General features: G+C 38.3%; 18 protein-coding genes. 8 read left to right on the plus strand and 10 right to left on the minus strand.

The genetic code is table 11. The annotated features are described in order from the left end of the window. A partial coding sequence (locus AC2JBO_RS30520) for a S9 family peptidase (protein WP_496957386.1) occupies nt 1-1,741 on the plus strand: 1,741 nt, incomplete at its 5' end. Nucleotides 1,742-1,908: 167 nt separating this feature from the next. Here AC2JBO_RS30520 and AC2JBO_RS30525 read toward each other — a convergent pair. Then, nucleotides 1,909-2,355 carry a hypothetical protein gene (locus AC2JBO_RS30525; RefSeq protein ID WP_496957387.1) on the minus strand — a complete coding sequence of 149 codons (447 nt, stop codon included), beginning with the start codon at nt 2,353-2,355 and terminating at the stop codon, nt 1,909-1,911. A gap of 200 nt (nt 2,356-2,555) precedes the next feature. On the opposite strand from AC2JBO_RS30525, the gene AC2JBO_RS30530 reads away from it, so the two are divergent. Further along, a complete protein-coding gene (locus tag AC2JBO_RS30530; RefSeq protein WP_496957388.1) occupies nt 2,556-4,607 on the plus strand; it encodes a glycoside hydrolase family 10-like protein in 2,052 nt (683 codons plus the stop codon). 117 nt (nt 4,608-4,724) lie between these two features. Here AC2JBO_RS30530 and AC2JBO_RS30535 read toward each other — a convergent pair whose 3' ends face one another. From AC2JBO_RS30535 to AC2JBO_RS30565, 7 genes are all read right to left on the minus strand, one after another. Further along, a complete protein-coding gene (locus tag AC2JBO_RS30535) occupies nt 4,725-5,711 on the minus strand; it encodes a DNA cytosine methyltransferase (RefSeq protein WP_496957389.1) in 987 nt (328 codons plus the stop codon). Between the two features lie 16 nt (nt 5,712-5,727). Beyond that, nucleotides 5,728-6,828 carry a HindVP family restriction endonuclease gene (locus AC2JBO_RS30540; protein ID WP_496957390.1) on the minus strand — a complete coding sequence of 367 codons (1,101 nt, stop codon included), beginning with the start codon at nt 6,826-6,828 and terminating at the stop codon, nt 5,728-5,730. Nucleotides 6,829-7,014: 186 nt separating this feature from the next. Then, the gene (locus AC2JBO_RS30545) at nt 7,015-8,184 is read right to left on the minus strand and encodes a RuBisCO large subunit C-terminal-like domain-containing protein (RefSeq protein WP_496957391.1); all 1,170 of its coding nucleotides are present in this window, start codon (nt 8,182-8,184) and stop codon (nt 7,015-7,017) included. Between the two features lie 88 nt (nt 8,185-8,272). Further along, nucleotides 8,273-10,258 carry a DNA cytosine methyltransferase gene (locus AC2JBO_RS30550; RefSeq protein ID WP_496957392.1) on the minus strand — a complete coding sequence of 662 codons (1,986 nt, stop codon included), beginning with the start codon at nt 10,256-10,258 and terminating at the stop codon, nt 8,273-8,275. Nucleotides 10,259-10,311: 53 nt separating this feature from the next. Beyond that, the gene (locus AC2JBO_RS30555; protein ID WP_496957393.1) at nt 10,312-11,571 is read right to left on the minus strand and encodes an ATP-dependent DNA ligase; all 1,260 of its coding nucleotides are present in this window, start codon (nt 11,569-11,571) and stop codon (nt 10,312-10,314) included. 391 nt (nt 11,572-11,962) lie between these two features. Further along, a complete protein-coding gene (locus AC2JBO_RS30560) occupies nt 11,963-12,175 on the minus strand; it encodes a GNAT family protein (RefSeq protein WP_496957403.1) in 213 nt (70 codons plus the stop codon). 68 nt (nt 12,176-12,243) lie between these two features. Continuing rightward, nucleotides 12,244-12,924 carry an NADPH-dependent F420 reductase gene (locus tag AC2JBO_RS30565; protein ID WP_496957394.1) on the minus strand — a complete coding sequence of 227 codons (681 nt, stop codon included), beginning with the start codon at nt 12,922-12,924 and terminating at the stop codon, nt 12,244-12,246. 116 nt (nt 12,925-13,040) lie between these two features. On the opposite strand from AC2JBO_RS30565, the gene AC2JBO_RS30570 reads away from it, so the two are divergent. Next, on the plus strand, nt 13,041-13,628 hold the full coding sequence (locus AC2JBO_RS30570) for a TetR/AcrR family transcriptional regulator (protein ID WP_496957395.1): 588 nt from the start codon (nt 13,041-13,043) through the stop codon (nt 13,626-13,628). A 14-nt stretch (nt 13,629-13,642) separates the two neighbouring features. Here the strand turns inward: AC2JBO_RS30570 and AC2JBO_RS30575 are convergent, their stop codons facing one another. Continuing rightward, entirely contained in the window at nt 13,643-14,344 is a 702-nt protein-coding gene (locus tag AC2JBO_RS30575; protein WP_496957396.1) for a TIGR02117 family protein, read from the minus strand. A 336-nt stretch (nt 14,345-14,680) separates the two neighbouring features. Between AC2JBO_RS30575 and AC2JBO_RS30580 the strand changes: the two genes are divergently transcribed. The 5 genes from AC2JBO_RS30580 to AC2JBO_RS30600 all read left to right on the plus strand — a co-directional run bounded on the left by AC2JBO_RS30580 (nt 14,681) and on the right by AC2JBO_RS30600 (nt 18,883). Further along, entirely contained in the window at nt 14,681-16,939 is a 2,259-nt protein-coding gene (locus AC2JBO_RS30580) for a protein kinase domain-containing protein (protein WP_496957397.1), read from the plus strand. Between the two features lie 36 nt (nt 16,940-16,975). Beyond that, nucleotides 16,976-17,488 carry a hypothetical protein gene (locus AC2JBO_RS30585; protein ID WP_496957398.1) on the plus strand — a complete coding sequence of 171 codons (513 nt, stop codon included), beginning with the start codon at nt 16,976-16,978 and terminating at the stop codon, nt 17,486-17,488. Nucleotides 17,489-17,656: 168 nt separating this feature from the next. Next, entirely contained in the window at nt 17,657-17,965 is a 309-nt protein-coding gene (locus AC2JBO_RS30590) for a Uma2 family endonuclease (RefSeq protein WP_496957399.1), read from the plus strand. 35 nt (nt 17,966-18,000) lie between these two features. Continuing rightward, on the plus strand, nt 18,001-18,615 hold the full coding sequence (locus AC2JBO_RS30595) for an NAD(P)H-dependent oxidoreductase (RefSeq protein WP_496957400.1): 615 nt from the start codon (nt 18,001-18,003) through the stop codon (nt 18,613-18,615). Between the two features lie 118 nt (nt 18,616-18,733). Continuing rightward, nucleotides 18,734-18,883: a hypothetical protein gene (locus AC2JBO_RS30600; RefSeq protein ID WP_496957401.1), complete on the plus strand. Its 150-nt coding sequence runs from the start codon at nt 18,734-18,736 to the stop codon at nt 18,881-18,883. A 268-nt stretch (nt 18,884-19,151) separates the two neighbouring features. Here the strand turns inward: AC2JBO_RS30600 and AC2JBO_RS30605 are convergent. Continuing rightward, on the minus strand, nt 19,152-20,127 hold a 976-nt coding region (locus AC2JBO_RS30605), incomplete at its 5' end, for an ATP-dependent DNA helicase (protein ID WP_496957402.1).

The raw sequence follows: 20,127 nt of genomic DNA on the forward strand, positions 1-20,127 counted from the left end.
AATGCTCATATCTACACGCTTCGCTGATACACCACAAGTGCATTTAGTCAAATTTCCTCTCGGCGCCCGTAGGCAATTAACGTTTTTTCCTGAACATGTAGCAGGAGGAAGCTTTCAACCAACTCAAGGGGAATATTTTGTTTTCAGTAAGGATATTGGCGGAAATGAGTTTAGCCAAAATTACCGCTATGACTTAGCGACAGGTGATATTACGTTACTTACCGACGGAAAGTCAAAAAACAGTGGTGGTAAATGGTCGAATAAAGGTGACAGAATAATTTACACGTCTACCCGTCGTACAGGTCAAGATAATGATTTTTATATTATTAACCCACTTGATCCCAAAACTGATAAACTTATTGCCCAAGTCGAAGGTGGTGGTTGGATTCCATTAGACTGGGCGCCAGATGACAGTAAAGTACTCGTTTTACAATACGTTTCTATTAACGAAAGTTATTTATGGCTTTTGGATGCAGCATCTGGAGAAAAAAAACTAATTACACCTAAAGGTGGTAAAGAAAAAGTTTCCTACGGTGGTGCTATATTTAGTAAAGACGGTAAGGGTTTGTACGTCGTTACTGATAAAGACTCAGAGTTTCAACGATTAGCATATGTTGACTTAGCAACAATGCAGCCAACTTACCTGACTACGAACATCAAATGGGATGTGGAAGATATCGACCTTTCTGACGATGGTAAGAACTTGGCTTTCGTCACTAATGAAGATGGCGCCAGCGTATTGCATCTTCTTGATATTGCTACTCGTAAAGAAAAACCACTACCCAAATTACCAGTGGGACAAGTAATAGGTACTAGCTGGCATAAAAATAATGAGGATTTAGGTTTTACGCTAGTTTCTGCGCGTTCAACTGCTGATGTATATTCTTTAAATATTCGTAGTAACAAAATTGAACGTTGGACAGAAAGTGAGACGGGGGGTATTAATACAGCCAACTTTACCGATGCACAATTAGTTAGATGGAAAAGCTTTGACGGTAAAACAATTTCTGGGTTCATGTACCGTCCCCCCTCCAAATTCAAAGGTAAGCGTCCAGTAATTATTGACATTCACGGAGGACCGGAAGGACAATCTCGTCCTGGCTTTTTAGGGCGCGTCAACTACATGATAAATGAATTGGGTGTGACAATAATATTTCCCAACGTTCGAGGTTCATTAGGATACGGTAAAACATTTCTTAAACTTGACAACGGGTTTAAACGCGAAGACTCTGTAAAAGATATTGGCGCCCTTTTAGACTGGGTAGCAACACAACCAGAACTAGATAAAGACCGAATATTAGTAAGGGGTGGAAGTTACGGTGGTTACATGTCATTAGCAGTAGCAACTAACTACTCTGATAAAATCCGCGCTTCCATAGATATTGTTGGAATTTCTAATTTTGTTACATTTCTCGAAAGAACCGAAGGCTACAGACGAGACTTACGACGAGTAGAATACGGTGATGAACGTGACCTGAAAATGCGCGAGTTCCTTTTAAAAATTTCGCCATTAAATAACGCCAGTCGCATTAAAAAACCATTATTTGTAATTCACGGCAAAAACGATCCGCGCGTTCCATTGAATGAAGCCGAACAAATAGTTGCAACAGTGCGAAAAAACAGCATCCCTGTATGGTACTTAATGGCAAAAGACGAAGGACACGGGTTTAGCAAAAAGAGAAATATAGATTTTCAATTCTACGCAACAATTATGTTCGTCAAAGAATATCTTCTCAAGTAAAAAGTCCTGTGGAACGGGCATCCCGAACCGTAACCCAACATTCGTGTTAATGTTTATGTTGGGTTCCGTTCCTCCACCCAACCTTACAGGATGTTTGAAAAGTATAAAATTAAACTGGCGCCTTATTTACGAAAGACGGCATCCCGGAGCGTCCATTAACTATTTCTTTACTTAACCTTTGAGTATCCAACTTTCCAATTAGTTGATTGTTTTAACTCATCACCTTTACCTTGTGAAATCACCCATAAAGCAATTCGAGTATTTAACAACCCCTTCATCAAATAATATCCTGGCTTCGCGCGCACCCCTTCTACTTCTGTTGTTCCTTCAAAACTAAGAAGTCCACAATGGGTTTGTTCGCCCTGAATATTAAGTGTAAACAACCTGTCGTTGAGATATCCACCGGGAATCATAAAAACACCAAATACATGGTGCTGTCCGCGCCAAGGTTTGACTACTACTTTTTCTGGGTGTAGATAATATTTGGGAGTATTATCTGAAAAACCCCACCAAGGGCACCCTAAAATAGGTGACTTCTCCGATAAATACGAGAAAGTGATAACACCGACTAGAGCAAGTGTAAATAAAATGTAAATAAAGTTACGCTTTCGCACGTTTTTGTAATTACTACTTTTGAGTCAAATTTATGGTGCAGTTTTTTTAGCCAAGATGCACTCAAAGGTGAAATTGTTTCCTGCAATCAAATCACAGGCGCCACGCTCCACACTACTTATATCAAAAAAATTATTTGTTGTGCCCAAAAAAACAAAGCAGTCTACAATCAATCCCAGTAAACCGAATATTACTATGAACAATGGTATCAACAACTACATCCTTCTCTGATATTCAAAATCATTGGGCACGTCCATTTATTGAGGCATTGCTGCAGCGTGGTGTGGTGGCAGGACAAAGTGGCGCCTTTCGTCCAGATAACTCGATTACACGCGCGGAGTATGCGGTAATTATAACTAAGGCTTTTACAAGGATACCAAAAAGGCGGCAGTACACACCATTTTTAGATGTAGTTGCTGGTTACTGGGCAGCAGCAGCCATTCAAACAGCTTTTGAAATAGGATTTCTCAATGGTTTTCCTGATAACCGTTTCCGTCCAGAAAATAGAATTTCACGTCTGGAAGTTTTAATCTCGCTCGTATCCGGCTTAGACCTGGTGTCAAAAATTAGACCGGAATTGGTAAATAGCTTACCGCAAATCTATCAAGATTCGGCTCAAATTCCTGGGTATGCGCGTAATCAAGTAGCAATAGCAACTAGTGCCGAACTTGTATCAAGCCACCCAAATACTAAATTACTCAATCCAAATTTAGCGGCAATTCGTGCTGATGTTGCTGGATTTATCTACCAAGGTTTGGTATATCTTGCGGAAGTCCCAAAAATTTCATCTAATTTTTTAGTCTCTCCTCGACAAGCTTCTATTCCATCACCAACACCAACACCTTCTCCAACACCAGCACCTGCGGGAACTGTTCGCGTTAGTCATCGTCGTGAATTTCGCGGCGCCTGGTTAGCGTGTGTGTGGAATAGTGATTTTCCATCGAAAGCTGGGTTATCTGCCGACAAACAAAAAGCCGAACTAGTAGAAATTATTACTAGACTCCAACAATTAAATTTCAACGCGCTAGTTTTTCAAGTACGTCCTGAAGGAGATGCTGCCTATAGGTCGCAGTTAGAACCTTGGAGCGCATGGTTTTCTGGCACACAAGGTCAACCACCTGAACCGTTTTATGACCCGTTGGAGTTTGCCATTGCTGAATGTCGTAAACGCAATATAGAACTACACGCATGGTTTAATCCTTACCGCGCAAACACTTCAATTAAAGAGGGAAAGCTAGCACGTTCACATCTTGCTGTTACAAATCCTGATGTAGTATACCAATGGGGTAATCAACAATGGATGGATCCAGGCGCCAAAGTCGTGCAAGACCGTGCGTATAACGTAATTATGGATGTACTGCAACGCTACGACGTTGATGGTATTCACCTTGATGATTACTTTTACCCTTACCCAATAGAAGGAAAATCCTTCCCTGATAGTAAAACTTACGCTGCGTATCGTAATGCTGGTGGAAATTTAAGTTTAGAAGATTGGCGCCGCGAAAACGTGAATCAAATGGTATTACGGTTGTCTCAAGGAATTAGAACAGCAAAACCGCATGTAAAATTTGGTATTAGTCCCTTTGGAATTTACAGACCAGGACAACCAGCAGGTATTGCAGGATTAGATGCTTTCGCAGTACTGTACGCCGACTCCAAAAAATGGGTTGAACAAGGTTGGGTAGATTATATCGCTCCACAGTTGTATTGGCGCACCGACCAAACGCGACAAAGTTACCCTACCTTACTTAAATGGTGGACAGAAATTAATATAAGGCAACGCCATATTTACGCCGGGAATAATCTTGGACAACTTGACGGCAAAGCATGGAAAGACGAAGAAATCGAAAAGCAGGTAAAAATTAGTCGCAACCTAATAAATGATTTATCTTTAGGCAACATCTTTTTCAGCATGAAACCCATAAGCGAAAACCGTCAGGGTATCGCCGATAAATTCAGACAATCCATATATAATACTCCCGCATTGGCGCCGACCATGCCTTGGCGATCAGCTACCCCCCCGCCTGCACCAACTCAACTCCAAGTAGCTTCAAGGCGCCTATCTTGGCAACCAGGAGACGCGCGCGAAATTCGTTCATGGACATTATATAGACGTAATGGAGACAACTGGACACTACAGCGCGTCTTAAGTCGCGGCACAAACTTCGCTACCGTAGAACCCGGACAATATGCTGTATGTGCTGTTGACAGACTAGCCAATGAAAGTCCAGGTGTAGTAATCACTGTAAGTTAAATCTACCATCTTCTGGAATAGACTACTTCTTGTGGAACGGGCATCCTTGCCCGTCTCTGTAAATATGTACTAACCGAGAGAATACAGAGGGCAGGCAGGGTGCCCACCCTACAATAACTAAACGTGTAAACAAAGCTCTAGTTGTGTCGATTGCATTTGTTTCACATTTGACTCATTATTATCCTTTAAATATTCCAGTAAACACTTGGCAACAAACTCAGCTAGCTTTACTGGTACAGCGTTACCAATCATTTGTTCCAAATCAGTTTTAGATAGATTTTTTTCATCAAAAATAAAATATGAAGGAAATGTTTGTATATAGCTCCGCTCAATAGTAGTTAATGGACGTAAAGCAGGAGTGACAGGCGCCGCATCTCCGGGATGCAATTTATATGTTTTAGGAACAGGGCGATTTACCCCTCTAATTGTTGGGCTTGGCTCATCAATACTAAATATCGCGCGTCTTTCATAACTTCTAGGATGCCTATAGTAATACTCAATTCCTAAACTATTCCCTAAATATTGTCTAATTGTAGTGGGTTCTTTAGATAAATTGGCATTGATATAGGTGGTTAACGCATTATCTACGCCATTTAATTCTCCGATACAAAAATATCTTTTTCGATTTTGAGGAACACCACAAAAAGCTGCGTTGATTACACTTTCTGTAAGTCCGTAACCATTATCTTTAAATATTTTCTTAATTTGGCTATACTTTTTACTTTTTTGATATCTATCTACATTTTCCATGACAAACCATTTTGGTTTGACAAAAGCAATGATTTTAGCAAAAGTTATGCTCAAATCTCCTCTTCCTAAATCTTCATTACGCTTACCTGCGCTTGAAAAATCCTGACAAGGCGGACCACCTATAATGATGTCAGGTTTGAAGTGAAGAAAACACTCATAATCATCTAAATTACCAAGGTCGCAGCTTTGAATTTCATGCGCGAAATTCTTTTTATAGACTTGTACTGCAGGTTCCCATTTGTCAAACGCGGCTACAACTTCAAAGCCTGCATTCTGAAATCCTAGAGATAATCCACCACAGCCTGCAAAAAAGTCAATAACTCTTAATCTAGTGTGTTGTGCTTGCTTACTCATTCACGTATACAAATCTTTAGATGTTTTTCAAAGATTCATCAAAAATCTCTGGGTTTCCTAAAATGATACCATCAAATCTTCTTTCTGGACTTAAAAAATTATGGCCTCCACCTAGTATAATATCTCTTATCTTATCTTTCGTAATTCTTGGTGACAGAAGTTCTTGGCTGCTCATATATATACGAGTTTTCCTTCCAGTCAATGAAAAAGCTTTATCATTTTTAGTATCGTAGGTTAAAGTATCAATAATTGCTCGATGATTCATTTTACCGTTTTGAGCAAAATCATGTAGCATTTTTGCTAGCCACACAACTGCTCGCATTTGCCTATTAATAACTTCATTTTTCCTAGCAAAATTTTTTGTAAAATCAAAGAATAGCCTTGTAAATGCAAAATCACTCCATATAAACATGTCTAAACAATGATTATATAATTTAACACTTTTACCTGCTGTTTTCCAAATAGGTTGCATTACAATAGGAGATTGTATGTCAATATGTCTCAGAAAAAAATTGTCCATACAATCTGTAATTTCTAGTATATGGGGAACAACAGAGCTAATACTTGTCAAATCCTGAATTTTATTAAATACTGGGTCTAAATAATTAAGCAAATCATTTTTACGTTCCTTAAATTTATCCGCGATGCTTAGAGCTAAATAAACTATTGTGTCTGGTCGAACAACTATCTCGCAACCATATTCATCATCAGTCAACTTACACGTAGAGTTATCAGGTAATGCAGTTAGTTTTATTTCTATTGCTTTTAAACAAGAATCTCTTGATGCTGAACTCTGTGTAACCAAATCAACTCCTGGCAATTTACCTACAACTAACTCTCTGTAGGGAGCAAAATCACACTCAAAGAAAAAGAAAATATTTTCCGATAATGGTTCTGCTCCGAATACGTCTCGAACTGCTATTTTTGTATGAGCGACTTTAAGCTCTCTATCAAGTCTTAAGTATACAGGTTGTAAACCTAGGTGATGCATGTAACATCCTAAAGCAGCTGGAAATGAAGAATTAAACTGATTCTTTCCCCAACTTTCCTTTTTTGTAAAGTCTCTATTTGAATTTGAAAGACCGTATAGTCCTACTTCTGGCTGGTTTTGAGTCATTACTGACAAAGTAAGTAAAAATTCCAACCACAATTATGCACGTATTTTTTTGTTGCATCAACTATATTGCTGGTCTATATCATGAATTCTAACAGGTAGACACCGATTTGAAATCTCTTACTCCTCTCTGTGTCCTCTGCGCCTCTGTGGTAAAAATAATATCACTGCACAGGCGGGACGCCTATGCTACGTCCAGATGCCCCATTTTTGAATTGCGCTTTTTAGGGCACCATCTGGCAAGCTATCCAAATTTAAAGCTTCACCTTTTTTAACATATTCGAGCGCTTCAAAAAATGCTTTAACACCAGATGCGGCACCATCAGGATGATCCATAATACCTGTACCAGCATTAAGAATTACATCTTGACCATAGTCAGAGATTGCTTTACTTACAACACCAGGATGAATACCTGCTGATGGTACTGGCATGACATTTCTGGCTCTTAGGATATCGCGAATTTGGGCTTCTTGATTGGCATCGAACGGTAAATTACCATAATGTGCTGGGTACAAAACAGCGTCGGCGCCTGCATAAGCCATGAGTGTTCCTAAAGAAACTGAATAAGCAAACCCATAGTCAGGGGCAGCAGAAAGGGCGCCTGCACCAGCAGGATGGGTAAATATAGGCACATTTATGTTTGGGTCAGTAGCTAATGCTTCAAGAACAGAAAAACCGTAGGAAAAGACGTTTAATAATAAAGCATTGGCGCCATTACTTACCAAATCGCGCGCACGTTGTAATAATTGTGCGGCATTCCCTGTAACGTTAACAGCGTAAAGTACAGTGCGTCCAGTTTGTTGCTTTACATTATCAAGTACTTCGCGGCAAGCTTTTAAACGTTCTAAAGTAGGCGCCTTCGTAAGATTACCCAAAATTTCATCATCTTTGATAATATCTAAACCCGCAAAAGCAACTTCCTTTAAAATAGCAGCATGGTCTGTGGCAGAAAGTCCTAAAGCTGGTTTGAAAATTGCCATTATCAAAGGACGTTCGTGGGTGTCCAATAACTCACGTATACCCGATATACCATATTTCGGACGCAATCCGTAATTTTCGGGCAATCTTAGTGCAACAACTTTTGCGGCGCCTGCCATTGAGTATTTACCGAATATCATTGTCAGTAAGCTACTCACATCATTTTCTACATTGGCTTCCGGAAAGCGTACTGTGGCAATGCTGTAATTATCAGGTTGTTTGACAATTGATACAACTTCGCCAAGATGCGATGTTAAACTAGCTTCACGATGGGCAAAACGCGCGTCCCAAGTTCCAACAGTTTGCCCTATAGCAATAACTTTAGCTTGTTTCTCAGCATTTACATCTGCTGGAAAACGATAATCTACTTCGATAGTCATTTTAAAAAGCTTCTGCGAGATACCACAATCCAGTATCTCAGAAATTCTACCCTTACAACAATCAAACACTCAAGAAATATTTTTTTATCTATAAATTTTTAAAAGTTTTACGAAGTTGTACGCTTTTAGGATTTAATGTTGGAAAGGCATAAGGAATTAAATATTTACCTTTAGGAATTTGTGAGTTTGTATTATGATTTCTAACTTCATAACCTATACTTCGTAAAGATTGAAGATAAGAAAATATATCTTCTGCTTTGACACTCCATTTTTCCGCAAGCTCTGTGTCTGAAAGTTGAGAAGCTGTGCCAATACTTTTTGTTACACATTGAATAACATGCCAAAGTTCATTAACCTCTAATTTCGGGTGAAAGGTCATAATACTAAGAATTTTTGGACTATATTGATAATACCCGGATAACTGTACTAAATCAGCTTTACCTGTAATTTCAGTTAATTTTTCTTCAAAATATTTCCAAAGAGATGTTAGTATTTGCAAATCTAAATCTTGAGCGCAAAGTTTAACTAAGTTTGTACAGATAACCCATTCTTCATGACCGTAGGATGGATTCATTTCTATAGCGAACTTTTCATCGTCATCCCAATTTGGATTTAGACTTGCTTTGATTAACCAGCGTGTATCATCTAAATCATAATTAATGTAGATTTTCTTAGCTTTAGCAGTTTCTTCTTTCTTCCAAGCAAAATTAGGAGACAAAAATCTAATTATTTCTCCTTTATCTTCAGATTGATAACTAGGTAAATATAAAATTTTTCCTTTGTCTTTTAAATCTGTGATTGCAGCTTTAGCTTTTTGCAAATAAATATATGTTAATTCCCTTTTGCGTTGTCTAAAGCTTAATTTTTGATGATGTGATAGATAACTTATTGAACTAGGTAATTTAACTTTCATGACTTGTTCTAAAATACTCAGTGCTAATATCCTGCCTAATTGAGGAGGAACTGAGTTACCAATTTGTTCGATAGCAACTTGTTGGTTTCCAACTATTTCATACTCATCTGGAATAGTTTGCAAACGTTTTAATTCAGAGATAGAAAACTTTCTATTTTCCCAACTAAAAGGGCCAGTATACTGGCCACCTTGTGCTTTGATAGTTCGCACTGGGGTTTCTGGATCTGCTTTATATAAAAAATCTGAAAATTTAGACCTCCAGCTAAATACTGGATTGGGATAACCCATTTCTTTTGTGTAAAAGCTATAATTAAGTCCAGGTGGGATATGTTCGAGCAAATGTCCATACCTTCCATTTAGCCCTACTTCAATGTCTGAATTGTAGGCGCCTTTTACTGCTTGTGCTGCAAAGTAGTAGGGATTTTGATTAAGAGAGTCTAGACCGTGAGTCGGATATGGAAATAAATATTCACCTTCTTTTAACCCGATAATAAATAAACGCTCTCGATGTTGAGGTACTCCATAATCGGCTGCATCTAAAATACGATAGTAAATTTTGTACCCAACTTCTCTAAAAGCTTCTTGAATTTCTTGCCAAGCTTTGCCTTTATTGGCGCCAGTAATTCCATAAACATTTTCAAATAAAAAACCTATTGGTTGAAGTGTTTTAAGAATACGAACATATTCTTGAAACAATGTACCTCTAACATCTGTAATTCCAGATACTCCTGCTGCTCTACGTCCAGCAGCTGAGAAGCTTTGGCAGGGTGGTCCACCAATAATAAAATCAATCTTAAAATCGAATAATGGAAAATACTCTCTAATATCTATACATATAGGTTTGGCGCCTGACAACCATTTTCCTTGTAGCGAATTACGCTGTAACGTTTGGATGTACTTAGCTTCAAGCTCGACCATTTGAATGATTTCAAAACCAGCATCATGAAAAGCAATGTCTAATCCACCACCACCAGAAAATAAACTAAGTGTCTTAACTGGAGTATGTCCCTGCTTACGAAGCCATTTTTGGAGAGATTTGCCAAAGCTATCCGGCCATGCTGGTTCCTGTCTGACTCCAAGAGTTGCTAGCATCTCCTGAAACCAAGTTTTATTAACAGGTTCACAACCAGGCAAATCAAGAGGAAGAGACAATTGTTGCATTGCTAGATTTTATATATTAAGTGAAATCATTATACAAAAATAGTGCATCGGTATTAAATTTTCTCTTCGCAAATTCCGATAAAGCGCGCGTGCCATAGTTTTCCACGTTCGGTTAATCCTTGACAGCGCACTGTAATTTTAACGCTTCCGGGATTTAGATTATGGCGCCGAGCTATTTCTTCCATGTCATGTTGCGAAAATCCTGTTCCAACAGAACCCATTGGTACTAATTTACCTTTGACTTCTTGTGCGACATTGAGCGCGCTAAACGGTCTACCTGCTACTGTTGTTTTTGTACATTCGGTAATAATTAGATCTAACTCCAAATTATATTTCGTTCGCACCATCACATAAGCGCGCGTATCTTTACCACCAGTGTATTGACAATTATTTGATATCCATATTTCACCTTCTCGACCCTCAGATTCTTGTTTAGCAGCTAAAGATGCTTTCTGGGCTTTCATTTTGGCAGTTGGAACGACTTCAAAAAATTGTTTATCTAAATGTTTACCTATTTCTTCTCCTGCTTCGATACGTTCAGCTTCACTAACTGTCGTTAAATCTTTGCCAGCAAAGCATAAAGCTTTAAAAATAGCGTAAATTGGTTTTGCAACAACAGGTTGTCCGTTTTTTTCGTTTACCATTGCTGCTTGCGGTGCAGTTCGATGTTCACTACCTGTTGCAGAAAGATAGTATAACTCACCGTCAAGTACAAAAGTACCGATTTGATTAGCTAGTTCAAGTAATAAATGATTAATTTCAATAGCTGGTTGTGCTTTTATATTGGTCGAGCGGGACTGATAGTAAACTTTATCTTTCGTTGCTACTACTACCAACCTGTTACCATCGCGTTTAGGTTGTCCCCAATAATCAGGAGAATTAATATAATATTCTCTATCTAACGGTGCATCAACTGCTTGCATTGTAACAATGCGTCCTGGTTGTAGATGTGATGGTAACTCTTCAACTAAGGGTGGCGCCGCTTCTGGAATGACTGTAATCTCTGTAGTAGTAATAGTTGTTTTTGTTTTCTTTGGTGTAGTAGGTGCCGCACCTGTTTCAACTTCAAAAGCTTTCTGCCAGAACCCCATCGCAACTTCTGGATATCCTTCTGACTCGGCGCATATGGCAAACGCGAGAACTTTGGCAATACCAATATTGTTACCATAATTTGCTAGATATTGAGCGGCGCCGTCAATTCCTTGCAAATGCCATGAGTTCTTTACCAAACGGTTATTCCAACGCTCACGAATATCACTTGGAATTTTCTTCATCGCGTTGCGCTTAGATTCGATATATTGAGAAATATTCATATACGATGGTGTTATTAAAGAATGTCAATCAAATAACTTGATATTTGGTACAAAAGTATTGTATTTTTAATGTAAGCCTTTGATATCCAATCGTCAAGAAGTTTTTCGGAATTCTGTCGTTGCATCTCAGAGTTTCCAATTGGCACCTAATGGTTCACAATATCTAAATGAGATTGATTATTATTTTTGTGAACCATTGGTTCACATTTTCCAATAGCTTTTGTATAATTCCTTATTTGACTACGTAAACTGGAACCATTAAAGCCCGTGTGCTTTTACAATAGAACTCTTTTACTATAATGTGGTTATATAAAGATGTAGGAGAAGGTAGAATCATGTGTATGGAAATAGAGGAATTGGTTCCAACAACAACTTTGATACGGTTTTTCGGCTAATTGTGGCGCCTGCGGTATTCTTTTCTTAAAGCAAACTGATTGTATCCAGCGCGCATAAAAGCAGATACCATTGGTACATTATTTACATCAGCATCAGAGCGAATACAGGTTGCACCTTCAGATAAAAGAGTCTGAGTTCCTTGAGTTAGTAATTCAGTCGAATAACCATGTCCTAGTTGTTCTGGAACTACACCGAGGTATCCAATTATTGCTTTGGTGCAAAAGTATTGCTAGTGTGTTAATTACAGTTGGGGAAGAAAAATATTTAAACCCTAATTTAAGATAATGATGAAGCTTGTCTTCCACCTAAACGCTGTTGTTCTGCTTTCGGTAATACATTAACCGAAATAGTTGCATAAGAACCCTGTTTTTGACCTATCATTATCATCCGAATAAAATCTCCCAACCCTTCTACTAACCGCGCATTACGTAAGACCCCAGAATCTACTGGTGCAAATCCGATTTCTTGGGCAAGCTGCATTACGGTATTTCTAGCTTGTTCATCATCTCCAGCTACAAACACCGAAACTTGATAATCTTTGAGTGGTGTAGGCGCCAATTCAAATACTTCCTGTGCCATTGTATTAAAAGCTTTCACTACACGCACGTTTGGCACATTTGAAGCAAGCTTTTCTGCCAAAGATTCCACTATCGCAGGATATGCAAATTCTTCTGGAATGTCCTGGTTATTACAATCAATAATTATTTTACCGTTCAGTATTTCTGTGTTAGATAGTAACTCTGATGGTACAATTCCGCGCGCTGTCCACAATATCACATCCGCAAATGCTGCCGCCTCATCGTTTGCACCTCCTTGCGTTCCAAGTCCTGCTTTTTGGGCAACTGCTTTCCCTTTTTCACTATCGCGCGAGCCAAAAAACACCTGGTGTCCTTGTTCTGCCCAGAGGATACCTAGTGAGCGTCCCATGTTTCCGCTGCCAATAATTCCAATTTTCATTGATTTGCTCTTTTTTAATTTATTAGTACAGACAGGTCTGTCTTGTGTTTGTAATTGCAATATTACAGACAGGTCTGTATCATGTCAATAGGGTTATATAAAAAACGGAGGACTTAATGCCGAAAAAGAGCGCTTTGGGATTGCAAGACGGAGGTAAATCCACATTGCGCGAGCATATTCTCAATATAGCTGACGAGTTATTTTACAGCGAAGGCATCAGAGCGACAGGGGTAGATACGATTATTGCAAAGTCAGGGGTGGCAAAATCAACACTATATAGATACTTTCCGTCAAAAGATGATTTGGTGGTTGCATATTTAGAACAGCGTAACCAGCGTTTTTGGGATTTATTGGAAGCTGAAATAGCCAAGTGTCCGTCCCATTCTTTAGAAAAGTTATTAAGGGTATTCACATGGTTAGATGAGCTACTGGCAAAACCAGAATGTTTAGGATGTCCGTTTATTATTACAACCGCAGAATATGGAGAGTTAGATTATCCCGGACACCAACTAGCAGTGAAACATAAACAAGCAGTGCTAGAACGTTTGACTCAACTAGCAGAAGAAGCCAATATAAATAACCCAAACTCGCTTGCAACAGTTTTATTATTACTGATAGACGGCGCCTTTGTACAGCGGCGCCTGTTTGGTAAAGTTCTAGAAGTATCTTTGGCAAAAGTTGCAGAAGATTTAATAAGTAAGTAAATAATTTATATATTTTATCCACAACTACAATTATTTCTAAGGTGCCACATAATAGGGGCTGAAAGACCACTCCAAACAGGAGTATTAACATTAGCTAGTCTTAAAGCTTCTGCTGTCCAGTTATTGCAATTTCTGAGAATTGAATAATTACCAGTGGCGCCATAAAATCCACCATAAGCGTTATAACCATTAGCAAGTCGAGTGACATTACCTGTATTATTGGTTTCAAAGGATTTTTGAATAAATTTTGCCAATCTAAGATAATTATCATAACTAACACGTACACATTTGATATCATTATATTTTTTGCCAGGTAGATTATTAAAACCTCTAACGTGCATCACCGAAGTATTGTTAGGATAAAATAAGGCTTTGATAACAGTATGAACTTTAATATCCGCGATAGTTGGGGTGTTAATATAAAAGTCATGCTCTCCCCAACCGAAACTGAGATACTTATATTGTTGATTTGTGTCAGTGCCAATTTGCTCTAGTGGAATAAAATCATTCCAGTTAAATTTTGAAGTTTTTACTGGCAGAAGAATATCGCTGTGTACACCACCATTAACTACATAAATACTTACATCACATGCTTGACTTGAATTATAGAACCATTTAGTTGGAGTTAGGGCGCCGAGCAAAGTTACCATTACAGTAGACAGAATTGCAATTAAGAAGCAATTACGATAATTCTTGAGTTTGCGCTTCAAATTCATTGAGTTTTTTTTAAGTAATCCAGTTATCCAGTGTAAAAAATTTGACAACTGTGCTTGAAAGCATTTAAAAATACAATACGTTTAGTTTTTAAATTTATTTTTTAATCACAAAAAATTCTGGCACCTTTCCCATGTTTTTCAGAACTGCATAAGTGTGTATAGTTCATACCTATACTTATAATGAACCAAGTTTAGATTCGTAAGTAAATATTTGATTTAAGTAGGTGGAAGTTTAATCTTTAAGAAAGTATACGATTTTTTCACTTAGCTTGGAAAATATCACTTACTGGTGGTAGCTAGAATTGCTTTTACTTTGTACGTAAAGTTGAGGAGAGTATGATAGGTCAACTGCTTGATAGTCGTTATAAAGTTATTGAAGCTTTAGGCGCCGGAGGATTTGGACAAACCTACGTTGCCGAAAATACACGCTTACCTAGTAATCCGAAGTGCGTTATCAAACAACTCAAGCCTACAAGTACTGACCCCGATACGTTTACGATTGCAAAACGTTTATTTGAAAGCGAAGCTGCTGCCTTAGTTAAGTTAGGAAATCATAATCAAATTCCTCGAATTACAGATTTTTTTGCCGAAAATGAGGAATTTTACCTGGTGCAAGATTTTATTGAAGGGCATACTCTAACCAAAGAATTGGCGCCTGGAAAAAAGTTAGATGAAGCATATGTAATTGCTCTATTAAAAGACGTTCTGCCAATTTTAGAGTTTATCCATCAGCAAAATACTATCCATCGAGATATCAAACCTGACAATATTATCCGGCGCCGACAGGACAATAAGTTAGTTTTGATTGATTTTGGTGCTGTTAAGCAGCAGGTGCAAGCTTTAGTAACGGCAGTTGAAAATCAGCATTCGGTCAGGAGTGTAGTAATTGGCACTCCTGGTTATATGCCTACTGAACAAGGGCGAGGTAAACCGCGTCCTAGCAGTGATATTTACGCTTTAGGGATGATTGGTATCCAGGCACTAACAGGAGTTTATCCTGGTAACTTAGAAGAAGACTCACAAACGGGCGAAATTGCTTGGCTGCATCTTATCAATGTTAGTAGTGGGTTGCCAGAAGTGCTAACTCATATGACACGCTACCACTTCAAAGACCGTTATCAATCAGCAACTGAGGTACTGCAAGCTCTAAAACACCTAGAAAATAAAACTCCTGCACAAACTATACTGCCATCATCCTATACATTCCCAAAAACGCAGGCAGTTACTGAAGTTGGGACAGATATATATGAGTTGACTATAGAGTGGATGGAAGCAGGACAAACAAAAACTCAGATTATCAGCGAGCGGCAATTAAGTAAAAACCCAGGTACTGTACGTATCGGACGCGACCCTGCACAATGCGATATTGTTTTATCTGAACCAACGGTATCAGGTTTGCACGTCGAAATATTCTTCGATCAACAACAGCACCAATTTTGGGTGCGGAATCTGCGTGATAGTAATCCCCCTTTTGTGAATGGGATACCATTGTTGCACGGACAAGTAATACTTTCTCAAAGCAGCCTTTTACAATTAGGGCTAATGGTATTGAAAGTAGCAGCCATTACCGTTAAACAGTCCTCAACAAGAGCGAAGAATTTCCAATCAAGCGAACACTTTACGCAGCAGCGAATTACACTACCCCAAACAGTTGCCCCAACCGCAAAGTCTCAACAGTCTCAAACTAAAATTTGGCGATGCGTTCATACCCTAACAGGTCATGCTGCTTCGGTACGGTCTGTCGCTTTTAGCCCAGATAATCAGACAATTGTGACTGGTAGCGATGACAACACTATAAAATTGTGGCATCTAGGCAGTGGTACTTTAATCCGTACCTTTACTCCACAGTCTGGGTTTCGTCGGCGAGATGCTACTTGGTTTACTTCTGTTGCCATTAGTCCAGATGGGCAGACGCTTGTTAGTGGGTGTTTGGACAAATCTATCAAGCTATGGCAGATGAATAGCGGAAACTTGATACGTAATCTCAATGGGCATTCGGACTCAATTCATACTATAGCTATTAGTATGGATGGTCAGATTCTTGTAAGTGGTAGTCGGGATAACACAATTAAAGTTTGGAATTTACCTACTAGTAAACTAATACGTACCCTTGCAGGTCATTCTGATTTAGTTCATGCTGTCGTGCTAAGTCTAAACGGTCAGACTCTCATCAGTGGCAGTCGGGACAACACAATTAAAGTTTGGAACTTACTTACAGGAAAATTGGAAAGCACATTTACTGGACATTTAGACTCAGTTCGTGCTGTAGCTATTAATGCAGATGGGAATATTCTTGCTAGCGGTAGTAATGACAAAACTATACACCTCTGGGATATAGATAGTGGAACAATGATTCGCACCCTTGAGGGACACTCCAACTGGGTAACAGCAGTTGCCATCAGTCCTGATCGAAACACTCTTATCAGTGGCAGTCGCGATCAAAACATTAATCTGTGGCAGTTAGGTACAGGAAAATTGATTGGCACTCTTACAGGGCATTCAGAATCGCTATGTTGTGTCACCGTAAGCCCAGATGGTAGGACGATTGCTAGTAGTAGTGATGACGGCATTATCAAAGTTTGGCAGCTTACTTAACGAATTGTAAACCTAACACTATAAAGGAAAAACTTTATGGCTCCAGCAAATCAGTCAATAGCCAAAGAGCAATATTCTAATGTACAGCCAATTTGGAAGTTTTGCTTTTTATATATAATTACGTATGGATTATATCAATTACCCTGGTCGCACAAGCAATGGAAATTCATTAAAGAACGTGAGAATCTTCAGATTAGTGCTTGGTTTCGTTCCTGGTTTTTACCTTTCTATTTGTACAACTTGTGTCAAAAAATCTTTGCTTTAGCTGAGTCAGAAGGATACAGAAATAGACCTTCACCTTTTCTGATAACGTTAATTTATTGGATATTCATTGTACTTGCACGATTGCCAGATCCATTTGACTTTATATGGTTATTCTCTTTTATTCCTCTAATTACAATTCTCAGGGCGTTCAATTTTTACTGGGCACAAAAACAGCCTAATCTACCTATAAGAACATCTTTTACAGGAAGAGAGGTTGTGTGGATTGTGGTCGGGGCAATTTTTTGGCTATTGATAATAATTGGATTACTTGTACCAGAAAATTAAATTTTGGGAGTTAAGATTCCTTAAGATTCCCGACTTTGCAGAAGTTGTCGGGAATCTGCTCACCTAGTGATCTCAGGGTAAAAAATTATTAAATCTTTATGATTATACCGAATATATTGAGGTAAATTTAAGACAATACATATACTAAATTGTCAACTATTAGCAGTTTTGTTCTACTCATATATCTCACGTGAAAGATTAAAACGCACACCTCGAACCTATCCAGAAATGGCGCCAGAGCTTGTAATGGAAGTAAAATCAGCTTTCAACCGCTTACTGCCATTACAGAAAAAAATACAGGCTTTTTTACAACTACAATGGGGAATTAAATTTGGAATTCTTATAGACCCAGACCAGCGTAATATATCTATATATAAACTTGGTGCCGCAGTCACCGTGTTAGAAGATGGAGATACATTGACCCTTCCGGAATTATTACCAGATTGGTCACTAAATGTATCTAGCTTATGGGCGTAGTATAACTTGTTTCCACACATCCCAAGGAGTTGTAAATGAAAATTGCAATAGTTTCTGGCAGCCATCGTGTAGAATCTCAATCAGGAAAAGTTGCCCTATTTATTCAAAACATGCTTGCTCAACCAGAGTTCAAGGAGGTGGAAACAGTACTTTTTGATTTAGGTAAAAAACCTTTACCCGAATGGGAGGAATCTAAGTGGCAAAAATCTGAAAAATGGGAGCGTGAGTGGGCGCCAGTTTCCAAAACATTACAGGAATGCGATGCACTAATAGCTATTTCTCCAGAGTGGAGCGGGATGGTTCCTCCACGTTTAAAAAACTTCTTCCTTTTATGCGATAATAATGAACTAGCCCACAAACCAGGACTCATTGTAGCTGTGAGTTCAAGTCGTGGAGGCGCCTATCCAGTAGCAGAACTCCGAATGAGCAGCTACAAAAACACACATCTTCTATGGATTCCCGAACATATAATTATTCGTGATGTAGAAGAAGTCCTAAATGAACCATTCAAAGCAGCCTCGGATAGCGACAGATACATACAAGACCGTCTTCTTTACTGCCTCAAACTACTTATTGCTTATGCAAAGAGCTTAATTACAATCAGAGAAAGTGGAATTATTAATCATGAAAAATATCCATACGGTATGTAAATAAATACTCAATCAACCATCCGCGTTATAACCGTTGCCACTTTGTTCCATTCAGTAATTTATAACTTAGAATATAAATAGCTAGGTAAATTATTGGAATTTACACATATATTAATATATGAGCGATGAAAATCAATTATTGCAAAAGTGTCTAAATAACCTAAAAGTGCTGCCTGATATTCGAGCAACTTTACATGAACAATATAATATACCTGACAAAACAAATGTTGATGGAATTTTAACAATAAATAGTCCAGCAAAGTCTTGACGACCGTGTATTTGATGAGCTAATTGATGAATTATCTCAAGAGGTTATACAATATGAACAGGCGCCTGCTTTCTTACTAGGACGTGATATAAAAAATACTTTTAGCCAAAATATAATTAACGAGTTTAAGAAAGTAATTGAAAATATTGTCGATAGACAAGACGTTTTGTTTTCTCAATTAGTTTTCTCTACTTTTGATTCGGATGAGTGGGATAAAAAATTTAATATGGTTGTGGCAAAGTTTGAAGCTTTGTATAAAGGAACATTATTAGTTGATCGATTTCATTAATCTTTGTTGTAACTGTGTATAACGTTCCTGTGACTTAGTAGAACGAACACACATATATATAGCTTTCTTAGAACCAATAATAATTGCCAACTTTTTCGCGCGCGTTAATCCTGTGTATAGTAAATTGCGCGATAGCATCATGTAATGTTGAGTATATAAAGGCAAAATTACTACTGGATATTCGGACCCTTGCGACTTATGCGTTGTAATACTCCAAGCAAGAGCAATTTCATTCAGGTCAGCATAGTCATAAGTAACTTCGCGTTCTTGGTATTGAATTTTAACTTCTTGTTCTTCGGTGTCTATATTAGTAATAAAACCAACGTCACCGTTAAATACTTCCCGCTGATAATCATTAGTTAGCTGAATTATTCTATCCCCCGTTCTAAAAATTGTCCCACCTCTCGTAACTTCTACTTTTTGAGAACTAGGTGGGTTAATTAGTTGTTGCAGTACATTATTAAGATTACGTGTACCGACTAAACCGCGACTCATTGGACACAATACTTGTACATCAGTGGCAGGATAATAACCAAGTTTGGGAATAAAATCAGTAATTAGCTCGCAAATTGCTTGTACTCCATGTTCAGGTTGATACCCTCCCCCATGCCATAAACAATCTGATTTTGGTGTATTTGAAATAGTTTCTATATTAGGTTGTTGTCCAAGGTTTATTTGGTGAGCAGCAGTGATAATTTTACTTGTTTGTGCTTGACGAAATACTTGGGTAAGTCGAATTACAGGTACTTTACCCGAATTTATTAAGTCAGCTAAAACATTTCCGGCGCCTACTGATGGTAGTTGGTCGATATCTCCTACTAATAATAACTGAGCATCGCCTAATGCTTGTACTAACGAGTGCGCTAAGAATAAATCTAACATACTCGCTTCGTCTACAATAATTGCAGAATGCGGTAATGGATTATTCTTATTGCGCTTAAACCCGCGCGTCTTT

The organism is Calothrix sp. CBUCES-K 9914 (genome assembly GCF_059640475.1).